Consider the following 19,949-nt stretch of genomic DNA (forward strand, 5'->3'; position numbering starts at 1 on the left):
GTATAAAACCATTTGCAGTTGGCAGAAAAAATTGGATGTTCTGTGCAACAACTAAGGGTGCTAAAGCTAGTGCAAATATTTATAGTATTATTGAAACTTGCAAAGTAAATAAGATTAATCCTTATGATTATTTAAAATATTTGCTGAATCATATTCATGATTATTCTGATCCAAAAGAGTTAGTAAATTTACTTCCATATAATATTGATAAAAAAATATCATCAAATTAAATTTTTTTTAGAATTATCAAAAAACTTAAGAAACCCAAAGAAAGGCGGATAATACTTGTCAAGATGGGGATATTTTAGCGTTTACGTAACAACAGTAGTGGATATTGCAGTTTGGGTTAATTATGAGAATTTTTTAAACATTTTATCACTACTTCAGAAACTTTTTCTTGCTTCACTTTTGTTGAACTAAATTTCGATAAAAATAAATCAAAATCTTTTAATTGCTTAGTAATTTTTTGCGAATCATCAATTAAATTGATTGATTCCTCAAGTAGATTATCTAAATTAAATTTTTCTTGAAGCAACTCAGGTATCACCATTTTATCCATTATAATATTACATATAGTGATATACTTTATTTTTAATTTTTTCTTAATAAGATAAGCTGTTAATATATTCATCTTGTAAAAAACTATTATAGGTATTTTTTTTACAATTGATTCCAGCACGCTTGTACCAGATTTACATAATATTAAATTACTAATATTAATTAACTCCTTTTTTTCATCATCTTTCTTTGTTATAAGCACATTCTTAAAAGGCAAATTCTTTTTAATTTCATTCTCTAAATGCTGCAATGTAGGTATTATAAAAAATACATCTTTAATGCTTTGAGTCATCTTTAGAATATATTGCCTAATAATAGGTAAATGATATTTTAATTCATTATTCCTACTTCCAGGAATTATTGTGATGATTTTGTTATTCGATAAGTTATACTTCTTTCTAATGTTTCGCTTCTTAGATATATCAATAAATGAATTATTATTTATAGTGTGATTACCGACATAACTACATTTCAAGCCAACATTATCAAAATATTTTTTTTCAAAAGGAAATATCACCATCATATGATCAAAAAGTTTGGCATACTTCTGAGCTCTTTCAGGTTTATATGCCCATACCGTAGGAGCTACATAGTGAATTATTGGAATATTAAATTTTAGAAACCTTCTTCCCAATTTTACAAGAGGAAAATTAAATCCAGGAGAATCTACTGTTATTATTAAGTCTGGCTTTATTTTCTTGATGTAGAAAAAAGTCTGAAATAAACGAAATATAATTTTCAATATTTTTGGTATAATTTCTAAATATCCTGTAATAGATAATTCATCATTAGGAAAAAGGCTCTGCATTTTTCCTGCATCTATCATTTTTTTCCCTGCAATCCCATAAAATTGAAATTCGTAACTTTTATATTTTTTTAATGAGTTTATTAAATCTGCTGCTAAAATATTACCTGAAGCTTCTCCAACTGAAAAGAATAATTTATAATTTTTTTTCATGTTGTTTGGTGTTATATGAAATAATTTCTTTTAAAATCTCAGTATCATATTTTTTTGGTGGGATTTTCTTTTTAGTTATCCATTCGTAAATATCATTATCTTGAGCATTTAGCAATTCCTGATAATCTAACGTAGATTTAGATTCTAACTTCATTAAAAATTTTTCTGCAAAGCCTCCAAGTATTATATCCAATTCTTTACATCCTCTATGCGTACTTTGGTATAATAACTTCTTTTTTAAATTATTTTGATCCATTATCTAGTGAAGTTTCTATCTTTTTAAAAAATATTACTGGATCATCAATCACAAGCCCTGGTTTAATAGAATACTTGCTTGAAATAGTATCGAAATCTCTTAACTGTACATTAAAATAGTCCAAAATATTCTTAGCTGAGCCAGGAATAAAAGGCTGAAGAAAAATAGCTGTAACTCTAATAACTTCAGATAGAATATATAGAACTGTATGCATTCTTTTAACATCTGTTTTCTTCAATTTCCATGGTGCTTCTTCATCAATATAAATATTTGCTTTATTACTCAACATCACTATCTGTTCTAACATTTGCTTTATGTCCTGTTTATCTATCAACTTCCTTATAATAGACAGTTGCTCATAAGCATAATTTAGCAAATCTTGATCTTTATTATTATATTTACCAGGGTTTGGAATTTTTTGTTCACAATTTTTAAATATAAAACTTGTAGTTCTATAAATAAGATTACCAATTTTATTTACCAATTCCGAATTTAATCTTTCAACAAAACTATCTTCTGAAAAATTGCCATCATTACCTAAAGTTATTTCTCTTAAAAGATAATACCTAAAATAATCTAAATTATACTTATCAATAATTTCATATGGATCAATTACATTACCTACTGATTTAGAAATTTTTTCACCATTATTTGTCCACCACCCATGAGCGAAAATCTTTTTTGGAACTTTAATACCTGCAGCCATTAAAAATGCTGGCCAATATACGGTATGAAATCTCAAAATATCCTTTCCAACAATATGCAATTCAGCTGGCCAAAAACAACTATCGTCTTCACTAAGTGCAGAAATATAATTAAATAATGCATCTAACCAAACATACATAATATGCTTATCATCATTTGGAACTTTTATCCCCCATTCAAATGATGTTCTTGAAATCGATAAATCTTTCAGACCAGATTTTACAAAAGATATAACTTCATTTTTTCTACTTTCAGGCATTATAAAATCTGGATAATCCCTATATAATTTTAATAACTTATCTTGAAAAGATGAAAGTCTAAAAAAGTAACTTGGCTCCTCTATCCATTCTACTGATGCACCTGATGGTGCCTTACCATCTATTAATTCTGCTTCAGCAAAATATGCCTCATCTCTTACTGAATACCATCCTGAATATTTATCTAAATATATATACTTATTTTCTACAAGCTTATTCCAAATATTTTGTACAAAAAGCTTATGCCTTTTTTCTGTAGTTCTAATAAAATCATCATTAGATAAGTTTAAATCTTCTGTTAACTTAACAAAGTTATAAGCTATTTTATCTACATACTCTTGAGTTGATATAGAATTTTGCAATGCAGATTTTTCAACTTTTTGTCCGTGTTCATCAGTACCAGTTAAAAATTTAACATCATAACCATCTAATCTCTTAAATCTAGCGATAACATCAGCAACAATATTTGTATATGCATGACCTATATGTGGTTTATCATTTACATAATAAATAGGTGTAGTGATATAAAATCTTTTTTGCATTCAATTTTAACTTAATCTCTAACCATCTGGATTAATAGTATGATTACCCTTTTTCATAGAAAATTGTAATTGAGGTTTATCAACTTTACCTGAATTACCAACAGTACCAATTTGAGTTCCTTTATTAACAATTTGTCCCTTCTTAACTAAAAATTTATCTAAATGCGAATAAGCTGTCATATAGCCATTATTATGCCTTAATATTATCAAATTTCCATGATCTTGTTGTTTACTTGCATAAACAACTTCACCTCTTGATGCCGCATTAACAGGAGAGCCTTTACTAGCACTAATATTTATTCCTTCATTAAATTTCCCATCATGGTCGCCATATCTTTTAATTACATCACCTTCAATTGGCCATATAAAATTCTTAGACTTCGCAGGATTTTGATTCTTAAAAAATTTATTATCTTTTTGTGATTCAACAACTACACCTTTCTTTGTCGTTAAAATATCATTAACTTCATCGTTATTCTCATTGACTTCATTTTTTTGTTCACCTTCTAAATTCTCATCATCATAAATTTCTGAAGACTGAAAATCAATATGTTTATAATTACCTGTTTCCTCAAAACCATCTTTTGTTTCTGGAATTTTTATATAATCATCCGCATATATTTCTGAGTCAATAGATAAACCATTTTTTTTAGCTAATAAATTTATATCAATATCATGTACCCTAGCTATACTTTCAAGTGTGTCATTTGGTTTAATTAAGTAATAATTTCCAATAGGAATCTTTACCGTTGTTCCAGCCTTTATGTCATCGTATGATTTTAGTGAATTTAACCTCTTTATTTCTTTAATTGGCACCTGATTTTCTTGAGCAATTTCACTAATTGTTTTATTGCTTTCTATTTTAACAAATTTATACTTCTCATTTTTACCAAAATAAACAAATTGGTTGTTTTCAATTTCTGCAAATTTATCTACTGAACTACAGCCAATTAAAAAACATAGCAAAGTTATTACAAAGCAATTGTTTATATTTAATTTCATATACTTTTATTTCTTTTTAATAGAGGAATTACTAGCTAACATAATTTTATTTTCTTTATGTAACATGTCATTAATCTTCTTTTTTTGCCTATTAAATGCTACTAATTTTTGACCTTCTAATGGATTAGAAATAAGTGGTTTTACTTTAATAGGATTAATTGGCTTACCATATTTTCTAATTTCATAGTGTAAATGCGCTCCTATTGAACTACCAGTACTTCCAACATATCCAATAATATCTCCTCTTTTAACACGTTTACCACTTCTAATGCCTGTTTTAAATTTACTCATATGAGCATATAAGGTTGAATATTTACTATTATGCTTTATAGCAAGATATTTACCATATCCTGCTCCATATCTCACTACTTGTATAATTCCGTCACCTGCAGCCATAATAGGTGTACCTGCTCTTGCAGCATAATCAACACCTTTATGCATTTTCTTTCTCTTTAAAATAGGATGGAATCTCATACCAAAACCTGAAGAAATTCTAGCGTTTTTAATAGGCTTACTCAAAAGGGAATTTTTCAAATTACTACCATCACTATGATAATAACTAATACCACCTTTACTATCCTTATATTGATAAACCTCATATTTACGGTTTCTTACCGATAAATATGCATAAATTATATTTCCACTATCAATTATTTTTCCATCACTATTTTCTTTGTAATCAAATAATATTTTAAATTCGCTGTCAGGCTTTATTTCTTTTTTAAAATCAACATCATTGCTAAGTAATTTTATATAATCCATTACCAAACTAGGAGAAGCACCTTCTGAGATTGCAGTATTATATAAACTTTCATTTACATAACCTTTAACAAGCTTAGATTTATTTAAAAAAACTTGCTTTAACAGCTTAAATTTATAAGTATTACTACTTTGACTTAAAGAACCCTCAATAATTTTGTCTTCAACATGCATAGCAAAGTTGTTTGGCAAATTTCCTATTTTAACTTTTTCCCCATTATTTGATGAAAAAATAAATTTCAAATCCTGCCCAACATTAAGACCTGTTAAATCATGTAGTTTATTTATTTGCTTAGATATAGAATACGAATCTCCTGTATTAAATCCAATATCAGAAAGAATCTTTATTAAAGTATCACCTTTTCTCACGCCATAAGAATATTCATTTTCTAAAAACTGTGAATTATAAGAATATTCATTCAAACTATCTTGCTCGGCACCTAAATCTAAAGCTTTATTAATTACATTAACATCATCATTAAATGCAATATTAATGCTAATACGTCTAGTTGTGTTGAATGATTCTTTATCTTGAACACTAAAAATAAAATTTGCAATAATGCAAAATAATGAAAAACCAAACAAAAAAAAGTTAATTCTTTCAAGCTTTGTTAAACTTAAAAAGTAATGCATTGAAAAACAATATATTAGATATTAGATATTAGATATATAACCATAAATTTTATAATTTTTCAAGTCTTAATAACGATTAATCCTATAGTTTACAATTCATCTTTTTCTAAATCATACGCAGTATTAATTGATTCTTTTATTCTTTTATCTGCTGAAAAAAGCGCTTCAGCAAAAGCCATAACCATGTAATGTGCAATTTTTTGACTATTAAAACCAACATTTAAGTTAGCATTTTTTCCTACTGTTTCATATTTATGTTGCATATTATTCTTAAAAAATTTACCAATTATTTCATTTTGATATACAATAAAAGGAGCAACGGAAATATAAAGAACTTGATTACAATTCTTAGCAAAATCTTGAAATTTATTTAAGGTATCTACCGTAGTAGCTCTACCCTCTTTTTTCTCATCTTTTTCAGCAATCACAGGAATCATTTCCACTTGAGAGCATTTATTATTTATTTTACAAACACTATAATATTTATCTTGAATCAACTCTTTTTCAGTAACTATTTCTACATTGTATTTTTTTCTTACTGATTCTATATATTCCTCAGGACCATCATTATATTTATTTGAATCAACGGCCCTTGTTCCAGTTAACAAAAATAATTTTTCTATCTCAACTCCATAATCGTTAATTAACTCTACTAAATAAACAAATCTTTCTTCAATATTTGGAGCTGTTGAACCAAGCAAAGCAGCACACTGATATTGATGAAGTTTTGGATTTTTTGCAGAAATAAAATTTAATTTTTTAAAATTATCAATAATTATTGCTGCAACATCTCGTGTTATCCATGTAGGTACTAATGATTCTGATCTTTCTTCCCCACTCTGCCTAGCTCTAAATTTCTCTTGAGTTACCTTTACAAGCTCTTCCTCAGCTTTAATTATCATTTTACTATCAATACAATTACCAGATATATATTCACTTGGAAACTCAGGTTGAGCTTCTTTTAACAAATCAACAATTAAATTTGATTGTTCACAAAAAGCAGATAAATAATCATCATAATCTTTTGAAAAAATACATAAGATCTCTTCTATACATGAAGTCATAAAAAACACTTATTAATTGAATTATTAACTTTAAAAAGTATTATATAGCAAATATCAATAAAAAATAATATATAAACTTATGAAAATTGTTTTTATGGGCTCGCCTGAATTTGCATGTCCAACTCTTGAAAAATTAGCCAACTCTAATAATGAAATCATCGGAATATATACAAAAGCACCAAAGAACTCTGGACGAGGTATGAAAGAAGTAAAAAGCGCCATACATAAGTTAGCTCAAAAATTTTCACTGAATATATTTGTCCCTAAAAAATTAAAAGACCCAGATGCATTAAATCAATTTAGAGAATTGAGTCCTGATATCGCAATTGTTGCTGCATATGGTTTAATAATACCTAAAGAATTTTTAGAAATACCAAAATTTGGCTTTATCAATATACACCCTTCTGATTTGCCTAGATGGAGAGGGGCAGCCCCAATTCAACGCACTATAATGGCAGGCGACAATAAAACCGCTATTTGCATTATGAGAATGGATGAAGGATTAGATACAGGCGATGTTATCTTAAGAAAAAAGTTTATTCTGGATAATACCCTAACTGCAAAAGAATTACATGATAAGTGCAGTAAATTATGTGCCGATATGATATTAGAAGCACTAAAGTTATTTGAAACAAACAAGGTTATTTATAGAAAACAAGATAGCAAAGGTATAACTTATGCAGAAAAAATTTCTTCACAAGAAGAGTTATTGGATTTTAACTTAACTGCAGTTGAAGTAAATAATGTTATACGTGCATTAAGCCCTAAACCAGGGGCATATTTTATATATAATAATGAGATAATTAAGATAATTTGTGCAACAACTGAAGAAAATAATGAAAAACATGAACCTGGTACAGTCATTGATAATAATTTAAGTATAGCTTGTAAAGATAGCATATTAAAGCCTACATTATTACAAAGGCAAGGGAGAAAAATGATCTATACAGATGCATTTTTAAGAGGGTTTAATATTCCTATAGGTACATTGCTTAACTCGTAGTATTATATCATTTATACTCATATACAAACTCATTCGAATTTAATCTATACAAAATATGATGAGATAAAGGATGCGTTAATTTGAGTTTAGGATGAAAAAAATCTCCATTAAAATCTCTTTTCATTCCTAACTTCTCCATTAATTTTATAGAACGAACATTTCTTGGAACAGTAAATGATACAATTTCATCTAAGTCACATTTTTCAAAACCATACTTCAATGATGATATAGCAGCTTCAAATGCATATCCCTTACCCCAATGCTTAAATCCTAATCTCCAGCCAATTTCTACGGCTGGTGTAAAATTCGCTTTCCAATCAGTATAATTTAAACCAGTAAATCCTATTAATTCATTATTACTTTTCAATTCCAAGGCCCAAAGTGAATATCCATATCTATTATGACTTATATTTGATTGTTTAATAAAATTACTAACTTCTTCTATACTTAAACTAGAAGGCAAAAACTTTAACACCTCTTTTTCTTGATTTATATTATAATAAGCTTCAATATCTTTGAGCGACCAAGTGCGTATTATTAGTCTCTTAGTCTCTAATATTATCACACTCATTATTGACTTTTATTTCTTATAACAAATCTCTTTAGCTTTATTTACTATTTCTTCAACTGATGGAAGTGCTATTTTTTCTAAATTTGCTGCATAAGGAAGCGGCACATCTTTTGCAGTTACTCTTGTCACTGGAGCATCTAAATAATCAAATGCTTTTTCAGAAATTTGTGCTGAAATCTCTGAACCAATGCCAGAAAAATGCCACCCTTCTTCCACTGTAAGAGCATGATTTGTCTTCATAACTGAATTTACAACAGTGTCTATATCCAAGGGCCTTATAGTTCTTAAATCAATTACCTCAGCATCTATCCCAATCTCTTCTAGTTTTTTAGCTGCTTCAAGCGCTAACTTAACTTGAATTGAGAATGCAATAATAGTTATATCTTTTCCCGATCTAACTACTTTTGCTTTCCCTATCTCTTCCACAAATTCTTCTTCATGAACCTCATGAGTATCACCATATAAAATTTCATTCTCAAGAAAAACTATTGGATTTGGATCTCTAATTGCCGCTTTAAGCAACCCTTTATGATCTGCTGCAAAATATGGAGCAATCACTTTTAGACCTGGCACATGCGCATACCAACTAGCATAACATTGAGAATGCTGAGCACCAACTCTTGCTGCTGCTCCATTTGGTCCTCTAAACACAATTGGACAAGATATCAAGCCTCCAGACATATAATGCGTTTTAGCAGCTGAATTAATAATTTGATCAATTGCCTGCATTGCAAAATTAAAAGTCATGAATTCAACTATTGGCTTAAGACCTGCAAACGCTGCACCAACACCAATCCCAGCAAAACCATGTTCTGTTATTGGAGTATCAATAACTCTTTTAGGACCAAACTCATCTAACAAACCTTGAGTAACTTTATATGCCCCTTGATATTCTGCAACTTCTTCCCCCATAACAAAGACATCAGCATCATTTGTCATCTCTTCTGCCATAGCATCTCTAAGAGCTTCTCTTATAGTAATTTTTTTCATAATTATTTATTAAACATTTTAGTTAATTTTGCTATTCTCATTCCAAAATATTCTGCCGTTTTTATATCACTAATATTAGTTTTATTATCTTGATATTTTTTAGGAGATTCTGCCATTAATCCGACCCAACTCCCAAGTTTATTTAATTCAATATCATAGCCATTTACCTTACTATTACTTTTTAAATCTAATCCTGTCCAAATCATACCATGTTGTTGGGCAAAAACAAATATTGACATTAATGCATTTAACTTATCACCACTTAATGCAGATGAATGAGTAAACCCTGCTGCAAGCTTATTTCTCCACTTCCCATTGTCCCAAACACCAGTGGTTGAATCCATAAATTTCTTTATATTAGCTGAAACATTACCAAAATATGTAGGTGTTCCAATTATTATAGCTTCAGATTCATCAAGTAAATTTATATTATTACTGATAAATTCAGACTCATATGTTTCCGAGTTCATACCTTCTTTTTTTATTCCAACTTGTATATGATCAGAAAGCTGCTTCGTAAAACAATTTTTATTATTATAGATGATTGCAATCTTATTTTTCATTAATAACCTATATAAAACCTACTTATAAACATCTATATACAATTCATCTAAACTTGGCTCATTGCTATTTTGCGCATAATCAGCACATTCCCTCACCTTACTTTTTATATCTTTTTCTACTATTTTTAATTCTTCTTCTATATTTTTAATATTTTTTAACATATATGTCCTCATAGAAGCAATAGGATCATGATTTGTCTTATAATCCTCTACCTCATCTTTTGACCTATATTTAGCAGGATCAGACATCGAATGTCCTCTATATCTATAAGTTTTTATTTCCAATAAAAATGGCTCTTTATTAGTTATAATATAGGTTTCAGCTTCTTTTACAGCATCATATACTTTAAAAAAATCCATACCATCTACTTGTTTTCCTGTTATACCAAATGATTCTCCTCTTTTATATAAATCTTTAACACTTGAAGCCCTTTCTACAGAAGTACCCATACCATATTCATTATTTTCAATGATATATAAAACTGGCAACCCCCATAGTTTAGCCATGTTAAATGATTCATATACTTGTCCCTGATGACAAGCTCCGTCACCATAAAGTGTTACTGATATACAATTGTTTTCCTTATACTTATGAGCAAACCCTAAACCTGTACCTAAAGAAACTTGAGCCCCAACAATTCCATGCCCCCCATAAAATCCTTTTTCCAGATCAAACATATGCATTGATCCACCTTTACCTTTTGAACATCCAGTCTCTTTACCTAACAACTCTGCCATAATGCTCTTTGGACATGCCCCTGCTGCAAGCATCAATCCATGATCTCTATAACTCGTAATTACCGTATCTTGTGGATTTATAGCTTTTGCTATACCCACTGCAACTGCTTCCTGCCCGATATATAAATGGCAGAAACCACCTATTAACCCCATTCCATACAATTGACCAGCTTTTTCCTCAAATTTACGCAAAAGCAACATTTTTTTATATACTGAAAGTAACTCTTCATTTGTAAAATTTATTTTTTTACTCATTGTAACTTAAAAAATTATTTTTAATTAAATAGTAGCACGGATATTATATTTAATTAAAAATAAATACAATACCTCAATAAAATTTATTACTGAACCTAAAAAGATTAAATATACAATTATAAAATTTTAAACAAAGGTTTAGCATCATCATCTGACTTCTTACCTGAGATCATATAAGAAATTTCAGCTTCAATTTCATTATTTTTAATGTAGTTAGCGCTTAAAATTGTTTTATTTGACTTAAATTCTTTTTCAACTTTAAAAATATTATCAGATATAGCTACAATTTGAGGTTGATGTATTATAAGTATAACTTGCATTTTTTTTGATAATTCTTTTAATTTATTACCTATCATTTTAGCTGTTTTACCACCTGTACTAGAATCTATTTCATCAAAAATAATAGTTTTATTGCCAAATTTATTACTTGCAACTAACTTCAAAGCCAGCATAATTCTTGATATCTCACCACCAGAAGCCATTTTATCAATGCTAAGAAAATCTTGCTCTGGATTGGCCTTTATTAAGATATTAATTTTGTCTATTCCAATAGGCGTGACTAATTTATTTTCTATTATTTCAATTTTTAAATCAAAATTCTTCAAATTTAAATCATTTGTAATTTTTAATATTTTATACCTGAAAGAAGGTGCTGAATCTTTTCTTAAATCACTTAATTGTTTTGAATATTTCAAATAATTTGTTTTTAATTCATTTATATTATTTTTTATTCTCTTTAAATCAAATGTTGCATCTTCTAAACTTTTAAGCCTTCTCTTAGAAGATTGTATTACCTCTGAAAATTCCGATGAATTAATATTATATTTTCTTTCCAGTTCCTTTATTTTAAAAAATCTACTTTCAACTTCATCAATATTTAAAGAATTTTCGTTTAAATTTTCACAGATCGATATCATATCATGATCAAGCGATTCCAATTCAAATATTATTGAGTCTAAATTTTTATCAAGAGCATTAAATACATCTGAAAATTTTACCAATTGTTTATGCATATTCCAAAGTTCAGAAATAATACCACCATTATTATCCATTAATTTCTTTGAAGATCTTTGGCTTATTTCAATAATCTTTGAACTCTCTAATAAACTTTTTCTTTTAAGAGATAATTCATCCATTTCATTATTCTTAACGTTTAAAAGCTCTAGATCTTTAATTTTATTATTAAGATATGCTTTTTCATATTCATTTTGCGCAACAGAATTTTGCAAATTTTCTAATCGCTTTTCAAATAAAGATATTTTTTGATAAATATTTGAAACCTCTTTCAATAAATTAGGATTATTGATGTATGAATCTAAAATTTGCACATGAGAACTAGATTCTAAAAGTTTAATTTGATTATGTTGAGAACAAATTTCGCATAAATATTTTTCTATAAATTTAATGTTATCAACTGTAGTTAATTGGTCATTAATAAATATTTTATTTTTACCATCAAAACTAATTACTCTTCTAATGGATAATATTTTTTCATTATTAATTATATATCCTGTGTTGATTAAATGATCCTTAATTTTTACATTATCAGATATATCAAACTCAGCTGTTATTGAAGTAATTTTTAATTTATCCTTAATCACACTAGAATTAGACTTTTTTGCAAATATAGAAAGAAGCGCTTTTAATATTATAGATTTACCAGCTCCAGTTTCACCAATTATACTTGTCAGACCTTTTTTAAAGTTTATTTCTAAAAAATCTATTAGGATAAAATTCTTGATATAAAGATTAATTAACATTTTTCAAAAAATTATCTTTATTAAGTTAAATACAATGTTATCAGTAATCTTATATTATGTTTTTATTCTTTTTTATTTAAAATGTTATTTATATTTTTGGCAATATCATTAACACTAGTTTTCAAATCATCTAATTCATTATTGTTGCCACTATTATCACTAGTTTTTGTTTCAGATTTTAAATTAGATTTATCATTTATTAAAGAGTTTATACTTGCAGGTATATTAGATAAATCAAAATTTTTGAGACTTGGTATTTTTAAGCTAAAATTACCATGGCTACCAACACTTAAAAAGAAATATAAAATCCCCAATATTATTAAGGTTCTTATTCTTAAAAAAGCTAAAAATAAATCAAGCATAACTTAACAAGGTTATAAAAGTATTATATAATAATAGGTTAAACAAAGTAGTCAATTTTTACAAGGATTAATTATTTAGTTATAAGTTTATAAGCTATGAATATGAAAAAAAGTAATATTAAAATTTTACCATTAGTTTTAGAACCAGATCCTATACTTCATAAAAAGTCTGAATTAGTAAAAAATATAGATCAAGAAATAAAAGAATTTTCAAACAACCTTATTGCTACTATGCAACATCATAAAGGACTTGGACTTGCTGCAGTACAAGTTGGAGTTTTAAAAAAGATTATTGCTGTAGATATAACCAATCTAGGAAGAAAAGGAGATAAATTTCTTGATATTAAAGAAGGGCCAAAAATTTTAATAAACCCTGAAATAATTGAAAAATCTGATGACAAAAAAATATATGCTGAAGGATGTCTATCTTTTGGCAATATATTACCTGAGGTAGAAAGAGCAAATAGAGTAAAAGTTAAATATTTAGATTTAAATGGAGAAGAGAAATTTCTAGAAGTATCAGATAATATTATTTCAGCATGTATACAACATGAAATCGATCATATAAATGGAATAGTTTTTTTAGATAGATTATCAAGAATAAAAAGAGATTTTATGATGAAAAAATATTTAAAGTGGAGAAAAAATATTTCAAATAGTCAATAATTATTTCTTTTTATTAAAATAGCCATAAATCCTACTAAAACCTATAGCAAATCCTCCATTTCCTGTGACATTTACAGCTTTCCCAAAAGGATCAAAGAGCAAATATATAACGGTTATCACTCCAATCATTTCAGGTGAAAAAGCCAAATATTTTTCAAATAAAGGTGCAACAATTAATAATACTCCACCAGGTACAGCTGCCACTGCAAATTTTGAAATAGCATAAAAAAACGCAAAAATCACAAAAGATTCAAATGATGGAACTTGTGAATTAAAGGTTTTTATAGTTGCAAAGATTAATATTGTTATGCCAATGGCACTACCAAGAGTATGCGTGTTAATCACTGCTGTTATAATTGCCTTGTATATTTTAGACTTGTTTTTAAAAATCTTTTCCATTGCCAGTAATAAAACACTCATTGCAGCTGCACTTGAAATTGCACTAAATCCTGTAAATGCAGCTGGCATGACATTTTTAAAGTACATTAATGTTTTCTCAAGATTAAATTTAGATATTATAAAGTAAAATATAGATAAATATGAAATTTGAACTAATAATATTATAATAAGAACTTTGCCATAAGATTTAATTGCATATTCTAATACATCTTCATGTTGAAGCTTAAATATAAAGCCTATAACAAATAAAGGTAAAGTAGGTATAAAAAATTTTTTTAAAAATGCAGTTGAAATACCACTCATTTTTTTAATAATGTTCTCAACTTTTTTATGTCTCCAAAATGAAAATATAATACTAAACATGAGACCAAATAATAATGCTTGGTCATTTGTAAATATAGTCGATATGTTAATTGCCCAAAGCGGCATAAGTAAATTTTGATTATTAGAAACATGCTTTGCAGTTATTAAAGAATCTAAAAAAGTACTTCCTATAAAATAACCTGTATAAATAGCCATACTATTAGAAATAAATATACATAAAATCAGAAGACCAACAAATTTAAACACATTACCTTCAAGCAATAACAAACTGCTTGTGATAAAAGAAAAAATAATAAATGGCAAGATCAGCAATAAAATTGATTTTAATATTAAGCTGATTGATAAAAATAATTCTTTAATTTCAACCGAAATATAATTGCCAAATGTATATGTAAAAATTAAAATAAAAAATAATGCTAGTGGTAATTTAAATTTTTTCATATAATACGCAATGTATTGTAAATTTTAAAAAATAAAAACACTATTTCATGATTGAAATCAAGCTAAATAAAAATATAAAGAAATATAACAATAAAATTTCTGGCAAGGATCTACTAAAAGAAATTGATCAAAGTCTGCACAATAATTGTATAGCTATTAAAATAAATGGTGAAATTAAAGATTTATCAACAATAGTAGATAAAAATAGTGAAGTGGAATTCATTTTTTCTTCATCATCTGAAGGTATAGATATTATAAGACATGATGCTGCTCATGTTTTAGCTCAAGCCGTCAAAGCATTATATCCAGAAGTAATGGTTACAATTGGACCAACTATTGAGAATGGATTTTATTATGATTTTGCAAATATTAAACCATTTACAGAATCAGATTTAGAAAAAATCGAAGCTGAAATGCAAAAAATAATAGATCAAAAATTTCCAATCACTAGAAAGGTCGTTACAAAACAAGAAGCAATTAAATTTTTTCAAAATCAGGGAGAAAAATATAAAGTTGAGATAATTAATTCTTTCCCTGATAATGACGAAATAACCATCTATACACAAGGAAATTTTTCAGATTTATGCAGAGGACCTCATGCACCTAATACAGGATTTATTAAAGCATTTAAATTAATGAAAATAGCTGGAGCTTATTGGCGTGGAGATAGTAAAAATGAAATGTTACAAAGAATATATGGTACTGCTTGGTCTGATAAAAAACAACTTAGAGCGTATTTACAAATGCTTGAAGAAGCTGAAAAAAGAGATCATAGGAAACTTGGTAAGCAATGTAATTTATTTCACTTCCAAGAAGAAGCACAAGGTTCAGTATTTTGGCACCCTAAAGGCTGGGATTTATTTCAAAGACTAATTAATTACATAAGAACTAAACAAAATCAAAATGGATATTTTGAAATAAGCACTCCTGAGATAATGGATAAGAAACTTTGGGTAGCATCTGGGCATTGGGAAAAATTTAGAGAAAACATGTATACTGCGAGTACTATTGACGAAAATAAAATTTATGCCGTGCGCCCAATGAATTGTCCTGGTGGAGTACAAATTTATAACCAAGGAATTAAAAGCTATAGAGATTTACCACTTAGATTAGCTGAATTTGGAAAAGTTCATAGATTTGAGCCTTCAGGAGCATTACATGGCTTAATGAGAGCTAGGGCATTTACACAAGATGATGCACATATTTTCTGCACTAATGATCAAATTACTGAAGAATGCATTAATGTGTGCAAGCTAATAAAAGAAATATATAAAGATTTTGGATTTGATGATGTGAAAGTAAAGTTCTCTGACAGACCAGAACAAAGGATAGGCTCTGATGATATATGGGATAAGGCAGAGGCTGCACTACTCACTGCAGTCAAAAAACAAAATTTACCATATACGTTAAATAAAGGTGAAGGAGCATTTTATGGACCTAAATTAGAGTTCGTTTTAAGAGATGCTATAGGAAGAGATTGGCAATTAGGCACTTTACAGGTAGATTTTAATTTACCAGAGAGATTAGATTCCAATTATATTGATAAAGATGATAAAAAATATAGACCAGTTATGCTTCATAGAGCATTATTTGGCTCAATTGAAAGATTTTTAGGCATATTAATGGAGCATTATTCCGGTAATTTACCTATATGGCTTGCACCTACTCAAGTAGTAATAACTACTGTTACTGATGAACAAAAATGTTACGCAAATAAGGTTTTTGAGATATTAAGAAGCAAATTTATAAGGTGTATCACTGATTTTGAAAATGAAAAAATTACATATAAAATCAGAAAATATTCTGTTGCAAAAGCACCTATAATCATAATTATAGGCAAAAAAGAAGAGGCAAACAATTCAGTTTCAATAAGAAAATTAGGAAATAAAAATCAAGAAGTACTTGAGTTAAGTCATTTTGTAGATAAATTAATAGATGATATTAAACAAAAAAGGAGCTAATTATATCAAAAAATACTACTAATATTAAAATTAATTCAGATATTAATTCTAAAGAAATTCGTCTTCTTGATAATAATGGGCAAATGTTAGGAATAGTAAATATTGAAGAAGGATTGCGCCTTGCTCAAGAGAAAAAATTAGATTTAATAGAAATATCTCCAAATGCAAGCCCTCCTGTTTGCAAAATCTTAGATTTTGGTAAATATAAATACGAAATCAGAAAGAAAGAACATGAAGCTAAGAAAAAACAAAAAACAATTGAAATTAAAGAAGTTAAACTTAGACCTAACATTGCTATTGGAGATTTCAATGTTAAATTAAACAACACAAAAAAATTTATAAACAGTGGCAATAAAGTTAAGATTACTCTTTTTTTTAAAGGAAGAGAGATTATGCATGAAGATGTTGGAATCAATATAATGAAAAAATTTAAAGATTTAGTTTTAGATTTTTCTAATATCGAATCTGATATTAAAAAAGAAGGAAAACGAATTTTCATTATAATTGCTCCTAAAAAAAAATAATTTATATATGACACAATTAACACCTAAGCAAATTGTAAACGAGCTCGATAGATATATAATAGGCCAAAGCAATGCTAAAAAAGCAGTTGCTGTAGCATTAAGAAATAGATGGCGTAGAAAACAAATTAATAATGATTTAAAAGATGAAATAGTACCTCATAATATACTCATGGTAGGTCCAACTGGAGTTGGTAAAACTGAAATCGCTAAAAGGCTTGCAAAACTTTCAAAATCTCCTTTCATTAAAATTGAAGCTACTAAATTTACTGAAATTGGCTATGTAGGTCGTGATGTTGACTCAATTGCCAGAGATTTACTTGATACTGCAATAAAAATGGTAAGAGATGATTTTTATATTGAAGTAAAAAGTAAAGCATTATATGAAGCCAAACTAAAATTAGTAGATTGTCTAGTTGGTAAAGAAGCTTCAGAAAATACAAAAAATATTTACCTTAAAAAACTTGATGCCAAAGAATTAGACGATAGGGAAGTTGAAATTTCTATTGATGACCAACCAAATAAAGGACAATCATTCCCTACTTTTGATGTACCTGGAATGCCTGGAAGCCAAATGGGAGTAGTGAATATTGGAGATATGCTTGGAAAAACTTTTGGCACAAAAAAACAAAAATTAGTCAAATTAAAAATACCAGAGGCAATAAAACATCTAATTAAACAAGAAACTGAAAAACTTATAGATGAACAGTTAATTATTGATAAGGCTATAAAAATTACTGAAGAAGAAGGAATAGTTTTTTTAGATGAAATAGATAAAATAGCAGGTGGTAATGTTAACAAGAAGAACGATATAAATAGAGAAGGTGTACAGCGTGATTTATTGCCACTTATTGAAGGTACAATAATCAATACAAAATACGGACCTATAAAGACTAATTATATATTATTTATTGCCTCAGGAGCCTTTCATTTAGCAAGACCTTCTGATTTATTACCAGAATTACAAGGAAGACTGCCTATAAGAGTTGAATTATCTCCATTGTCAAAAGATGATTTGTTGAAAATTTTAAAAGAACCTGAAAATTCTTTACCAAAACAATACTCTGCACTCCTTAAAACAGAAGGTGTTAATTTAAAATTTGCAGAAAGTGGATTAAAATGCATTGCTAAATACGCAGCTCATATTAATAATGAAGTGGAAAATATTGGAGCTAGAAGGCTATATACTTTACTTGAAAAAATCTTAGAAGAAATTAGTTTTACTGCTAATGAAATTAAAGGAAAAACAATAAATATAGATGCAAAATTTGTTGAGAAAAATTTAGATAAAATTACTTTATCTGAAGATTTAAGTAAATTTATTCTCTAGCATTTTATATGCAATTAAATCAAATATTAAAAACCTATGAAAATCTAATTGCTAAAATTGATGAATATAATAATATATATAAAAATAACTCTAAACTCCTTTTAGTATCAAAAAATCTAACGCAAGAACAAATATTACATATATTAAATAATAGCAGCCAAAGGTCTTTTGGTGAAAACAAAATCCAAGATGCGATGTTGAAATGGCCTGATATTAAAGATCAACATTCAGATGCAAAGCTTAATTTTATTGGAAAATTGCAAAAAAATAAAATAAAAAAAGCTGTAGAGCTATTTGATGCAATAGAAACCATCGACTCGGTTGAATTAGCTTGCAAAATAAATGAAGAGATGTCAAAAATTAATAAAAAAATTGATTTTTTCATTCAAATTAATATAGGAGATGAATAACAAAAAAGTGGAGTTAATTTAAAAAATTTTGATTCTATTTTTCAAGGAATAAAAGTAAACGCTAAAATATCCCCATCTTGACAAGTATTATCCGCCTTTCTTTGGGTTTCTTAAGTTTTTTGGGTTCTGTCGCATCTGTTGAAAAGTATAAGAATCTTTGATATTCTGAAAGAAATGATAGATGTTAATAATGCTGAAAGTAGACCCAAAATTAATGAAGTATTTCAAGAATCATGAATATGGTCCAGAAATAATAATGGTATCATTGTATATGAAAGGAAGATATTCTCTAAGTTATAGAGAGATAGAGGAGATAGGCGGGTTGAGAGGATTCGCCATTGATCACGCTACTTTACAAAGGTGGGTAATAAAGTTTATGCCAATACTTGAAGGAAGATTCAGAAAAAGAAAGAAGCCAGTCAATGGTAGTTGGAGAATGGACGAGACCTATATTAAGGTTAAAGGTAAATGGGTATATTTATATAGAGCAGTTGATAAATATGGATATACCATAGATTTTATGCTGAGAGCAAAAAGAGATAAAAGAGCTGCTAAAGCGTTTTTCAAGAAGGCGATTAAATCCAGTGGTCATCCTATAAAGGTTAATATAGATAAAAGTGGCTCTAATACTTCTGCTTTGAATTCAATCAATAAGCCATTATCTAAAGAAAACCAAATAGAAATTAGGCAGAACAAATATCTCAACAATAGGATAGAAGGCGATCACAGATTTATAAAGAAACGAACTAGGCCGATGCTTGGCTTCAAATCCTTTAGAAGTGCCGCCAGAACTATTGCGGGAATAGAACTCTTGCACATGATTAAAAAAGGACAACTTGCTGACAATGACAATTATAATTCTGACTTTGATAAATTTCTTTCACTAGCTGCTTAATGGAAAAATCTATAAATAATTTAAAA

The 19,949-nt window shown here is 27.8% G+C and carries 21 protein-coding genes; 8 read left to right on the forward strand and 13 right to left on the reverse strand.

The genetic code is table 11. The features are described 5' to 3' along the window. A partial coding sequence (locus tag EIC27_RS08060) for a transposase domain-containing protein (RefSeq protein WP_205702304.1) occupies nucleotides 1–230 on the forward strand: 230 nt, incomplete at its 5' end. Nucleotides 231–346: 116 nt separating this feature from the next. On the opposite strand, the gene lpxB is transcribed toward EIC27_RS08060, so the two are convergent. From lpxB to EIC27_RS01400, 6 genes are all read right to left on the reverse strand, one after another. Next, a complete protein-coding gene (gene lpxB, locus EIC27_RS01375) occupies nucleotides 347–1,516 on the reverse strand; it encodes a lipid-A-disaccharide synthase (RefSeq protein ID WP_126044371.1) in 1,170 nt (389 codons plus the stop codon). Next, nucleotides 1,500–1,772 (reverse strand): FAD assembly factor SdhE, encoded by a 273-nt coding sequence (locus tag EIC27_RS01380; RefSeq protein ID WP_126044372.1) that lies wholly within the window; start codon nucleotides 1,770–1,772, stop codon nucleotides 1,500–1,502. Before EIC27_RS01380 ends, lpxB begins: the two co-directional genes overlap by 17 nt. Continuing rightward, nucleotides 1,759–3,276, reverse strand: coding sequence for a methionine--tRNA ligase (gene metG / locus EIC27_RS01385; protein ID WP_126044373.1), 1,518 nt, complete (start codon nucleotides 3,274–3,276; stop codon nucleotides 1,759–1,761). Before metG ends, EIC27_RS01380 begins: the two co-directional genes overlap by 14 nt. An 18-nt stretch (nucleotides 3,277–3,294) precedes the next feature. Beyond that, complete coding sequence (locus tag EIC27_RS01390; RefSeq protein WP_126044374.1) at nucleotides 3,295–4,278, reverse strand: M23 family metallopeptidase; 984 nt, start codon at nucleotides 4,276–4,278, stop codon at nucleotides 3,295–3,297. A 6-nt stretch (nucleotides 4,279–4,284) separates the two neighbouring features. Continuing rightward, entirely contained in the window at nucleotides 4,285–5,670 is a 1,386-nt protein-coding gene (locus tag EIC27_RS01395; protein WP_126044375.1) for a M23 family metallopeptidase, read from the reverse strand. A gap of 89 nt (nucleotides 5,671–5,759) precedes the next feature. Further along, on the reverse strand, nucleotides 5,760–6,734 hold the full coding sequence (locus tag EIC27_RS01400; protein WP_126044376.1) for a hypothetical protein: 975 nt from the start codon (nucleotides 6,732–6,734) through the stop codon (nucleotides 5,760–5,762). Between the two features lie 79 nt (nucleotides 6,735–6,813). Between EIC27_RS01400 and fmt the strand changes: the two genes are divergently transcribed. After that, nucleotides 6,814–7,737 (forward strand): methionyl-tRNA formyltransferase, encoded by a 924-nt coding sequence (fmt, locus tag EIC27_RS01405; protein WP_126044377.1) that lies wholly within the window; start codon nucleotides 6,814–6,816, stop codon nucleotides 7,735–7,737. Nucleotides 7,738–7,744: 7 nt separating this feature from the next. Here the strand turns inward: fmt and EIC27_RS01410 are convergent, their stop codons facing one another. The 6 genes from EIC27_RS01410 to EIC27_RS01435 all read right to left on the reverse strand — a co-directional run bounded on the left by EIC27_RS01410 (nucleotide 7,745) and on the right by EIC27_RS01435 (nucleotide 12,976). Next, nucleotides 7,745–8,302 carry a GNAT family N-acetyltransferase gene (locus EIC27_RS01410; RefSeq protein WP_205702310.1) on the reverse strand — a complete coding sequence of 186 codons (558 nt, stop codon included), beginning with the start codon at nucleotides 8,300–8,302 and terminating at the stop codon, nucleotides 7,745–7,747. A 15-nt stretch (nucleotides 8,303–8,317) separates the two neighbouring features. Continuing rightward, on the reverse strand, nucleotides 8,318–9,298 hold the full coding sequence (locus EIC27_RS01415) for a pyruvate dehydrogenase complex E1 component subunit beta (RefSeq protein ID WP_126044379.1): 981 nt from the start codon (nucleotides 9,296–9,298) through the stop codon (nucleotides 8,318–8,320). 2 nt (nucleotides 9,299–9,300) lie between these two features. Further along, the gene (locus EIC27_RS01420; protein WP_126044380.1) at nucleotides 9,301–9,861 is read right to left on the reverse strand and encodes a flavodoxin family protein; all 561 of its coding nucleotides are present in this window, start codon (nucleotides 9,859–9,861) and stop codon (nucleotides 9,301–9,303) included. A gap of 18 nt (nucleotides 9,862–9,879) precedes the next feature. After that, complete coding sequence (gene pdhA / locus EIC27_RS01425; protein ID WP_126044381.1) at nucleotides 9,880–10,854, reverse strand: pyruvate dehydrogenase (acetyl-transferring) E1 component subunit alpha; 975 nt, start codon at nucleotides 10,852–10,854, stop codon at nucleotides 9,880–9,882. Nucleotides 10,855–10,970: 116 nt separating this feature from the next. Next, on the reverse strand, nucleotides 10,971–12,614 hold the full coding sequence (locus tag EIC27_RS01430) for a DNA repair protein RecN (protein WP_126044382.1): 1,644 nt from the start codon (nucleotides 12,612–12,614) through the stop codon (nucleotides 10,971–10,973). A gap of 62 nt (nucleotides 12,615–12,676) precedes the next feature. Continuing rightward, complete coding sequence (locus EIC27_RS01435) at nucleotides 12,677–12,976, reverse strand: hypothetical protein (protein ID WP_126044383.1); 300 nt, start codon at nucleotides 12,974–12,976, stop codon at nucleotides 12,677–12,679. A gap of 102 nt (nucleotides 12,977–13,078) precedes the next feature. Between EIC27_RS01435 and def the strand changes: the two genes are divergently transcribed. Then, nucleotides 13,079–13,642, forward strand: coding sequence for a peptide deformylase (gene def / locus EIC27_RS01440; RefSeq protein ID WP_162298291.1), 564 nt, complete (start codon nucleotides 13,079–13,081; stop codon nucleotides 13,640–13,642). Here def and EIC27_RS01445 read toward each other — a convergent pair whose 3' ends face one another. Further along, complete coding sequence (locus tag EIC27_RS01445) at nucleotides 13,643–14,806, reverse strand: cation:dicarboxylate symporter family transporter (protein WP_126044385.1); 1,164 nt, start codon at nucleotides 14,804–14,806, stop codon at nucleotides 13,643–13,645. Between the two features lie 47 nt (nucleotides 14,807–14,853). On the opposite strand from EIC27_RS01445, the gene thrS reads away from it, so the two are divergent. The 5 genes from thrS (at nucleotide 14,854) to EIC27_RS01470 (ending at nucleotide 19,923) form a co-directional block, all read left to right on the forward strand. Further along, nucleotides 14,854–16,767: a threonine--tRNA ligase gene (thrS, locus tag EIC27_RS01450; protein WP_126044386.1), complete on the forward strand. Its 1,914-nt coding sequence runs from the start codon at nucleotides 14,854–14,856 to the stop codon at nucleotides 16,765–16,767. A 41-nt stretch (nucleotides 16,768–16,808) separates the two neighbouring features. Then, nucleotides 16,809–17,291: a translation initiation factor IF-3 gene (infC, locus tag EIC27_RS01455; RefSeq protein WP_276310317.1), complete on the forward strand. Its 483-nt coding sequence runs from the start codon at nucleotides 16,809–16,811 to the stop codon at nucleotides 17,289–17,291. A 7-nt stretch (nucleotides 17,292–17,298) separates the two neighbouring features. Then, nucleotides 17,299–18,618, forward strand: a complete 1,320-nt coding sequence (gene hslU / locus EIC27_RS01460; RefSeq protein ID WP_126044388.1) for an ATP-dependent protease ATPase subunit HslU — start codon at nucleotides 17,299–17,301, stop codon at nucleotides 18,616–18,618. 8 nt (nucleotides 18,619–18,626) lie between these two features. Continuing rightward, the gene (locus EIC27_RS01465; RefSeq protein WP_126044389.1) at nucleotides 18,627–19,028 is read left to right on the forward strand and encodes an alanine racemase; all 402 of its coding nucleotides are present in this window, start codon (nucleotides 18,627–18,629) and stop codon (nucleotides 19,026–19,028) included. A gap of 190 nt (nucleotides 19,029–19,218) precedes the next feature. Further along, the gene (locus EIC27_RS01470; RefSeq protein ID WP_126044390.1) at nucleotides 19,219–19,923 is read left to right on the forward strand and encodes an IS6 family transposase; all 705 of its coding nucleotides are present in this window, start codon (nucleotides 19,219–19,221) and stop codon (nucleotides 19,921–19,923) included. Nucleotides 19,924–19,949: the final 26 nt, after the last annotated feature.

This window comes from Candidatus Aquarickettsia rohweri (genome assembly GCF_003953955.1).
Classification (GTDB): domain Bacteria; phylum Pseudomonadota; class Alphaproteobacteria; order Rickettsiales; family Midichloriaceae; genus Aquirickettsia; species Aquirickettsia rohweri.

Bases quoted from the DNA above. Each gene is read 5' to 3' on its own strand.
- lpxB (WP_126044371.1), bottom strand. From the start codon at position 1,516: ATGAAAAAAAATTATAAATTATTCTTTTCAGTTGGAGAAGCTTCAGGT.
- pdhA (WP_126044381.1), bottom strand. From the start codon at position 10,854: ATGAGTAAAAAAATAAATTTTACAAATGAAGAGTTACTTTCAGTATAT.
- EIC27_RS01445 (WP_126044385.1), bottom strand. From the start codon at position 14,806: ATGAAAAAATTTAAATTACCACTAGCATTATTTTTTATTTTAATTTTT.
- metG (WP_126044373.1), bottom strand. From the start codon at position 3,276: ATGCAAAAAAGATTTTATATCACTACACCTATTTATTATGTAAATGAT.
- EIC27_RS01435 (WP_126044383.1), bottom strand. From the start codon at position 12,976: ATGCTTGATTTATTTTTAGCTTTTTTAAGAATAAGAACCTTAATAATA.
- EIC27_RS01465 (WP_126044389.1), top strand. From the start codon at position 18,627: ATGCAATTAAATCAAATATTAAAAACCTATGAAAATCTAATTGCTAAA.
- EIC27_RS01390 (WP_126044374.1), bottom strand. From the start codon at position 4,278: ATGAAATTAAATATAAACAATTGCTTTGTAATAACTTTGCTATGTTTT.
- EIC27_RS01380 (WP_126044372.1), bottom strand. From the start codon at position 1,772: ATGGATCAAAATAATTTAAAAAAGAAGTTATTATACCAAAGTACGCAT.
- EIC27_RS01420 (WP_126044380.1), bottom strand. From the start codon at position 9,861: ATGAAAAATAAGATTGCAATCATCTATAATAATAAAAATTGTTTTACG.
- EIC27_RS01430 (WP_126044382.1), bottom strand. From the start codon at position 12,614: ATGTTAATTAATCTTTATATCAAGAATTTTATCCTAATAGATTTTTTA.
- EIC27_RS01415 (WP_126044379.1), bottom strand. From the start codon at position 9,298: ATGAAAAAAATTACTATAAGAGAAGCTCTTAGAGATGCTATGGCAGAA.
- fmt (WP_126044377.1), top strand. From the start codon at position 6,814: ATGAAAATTGTTTTTATGGGCTCGCCTGAATTTGCATGTCCAACTCTT.
- EIC27_RS01395 (WP_126044375.1), bottom strand. From the start codon at position 5,670: ATGCATTACTTTTTAAGTTTAACAAAGCTTGAAAGAATTAACTTTTTT.
- thrS (WP_126044386.1), top strand. From the start codon at position 14,854: ATGATTGAAATCAAGCTAAATAAAAATATAAAGAAATATAACAATAAA.
- EIC27_RS01470 (WP_126044390.1), top strand. From the start codon at position 19,219: ATGCTGAAAGTAGACCCAAAATTAATGAAGTATTTCAAGAATCATGAA.
- hslU (WP_126044388.1), top strand. From the start codon at position 17,299: ATGACACAATTAACACCTAAGCAAATTGTAAACGAGCTCGATAGATAT.
- EIC27_RS01400 (WP_126044376.1), bottom strand. From the start codon at position 6,734: ATGACTTCATGTATAGAAGAGATCTTATGTATTTTTTCAAAAGATTAT.
- def (WP_162298291.1), top strand. From the start codon at position 13,079: ATGAAAAAAAGTAATATTAAAATTTTACCATTAGTTTTAGAACCAGAT.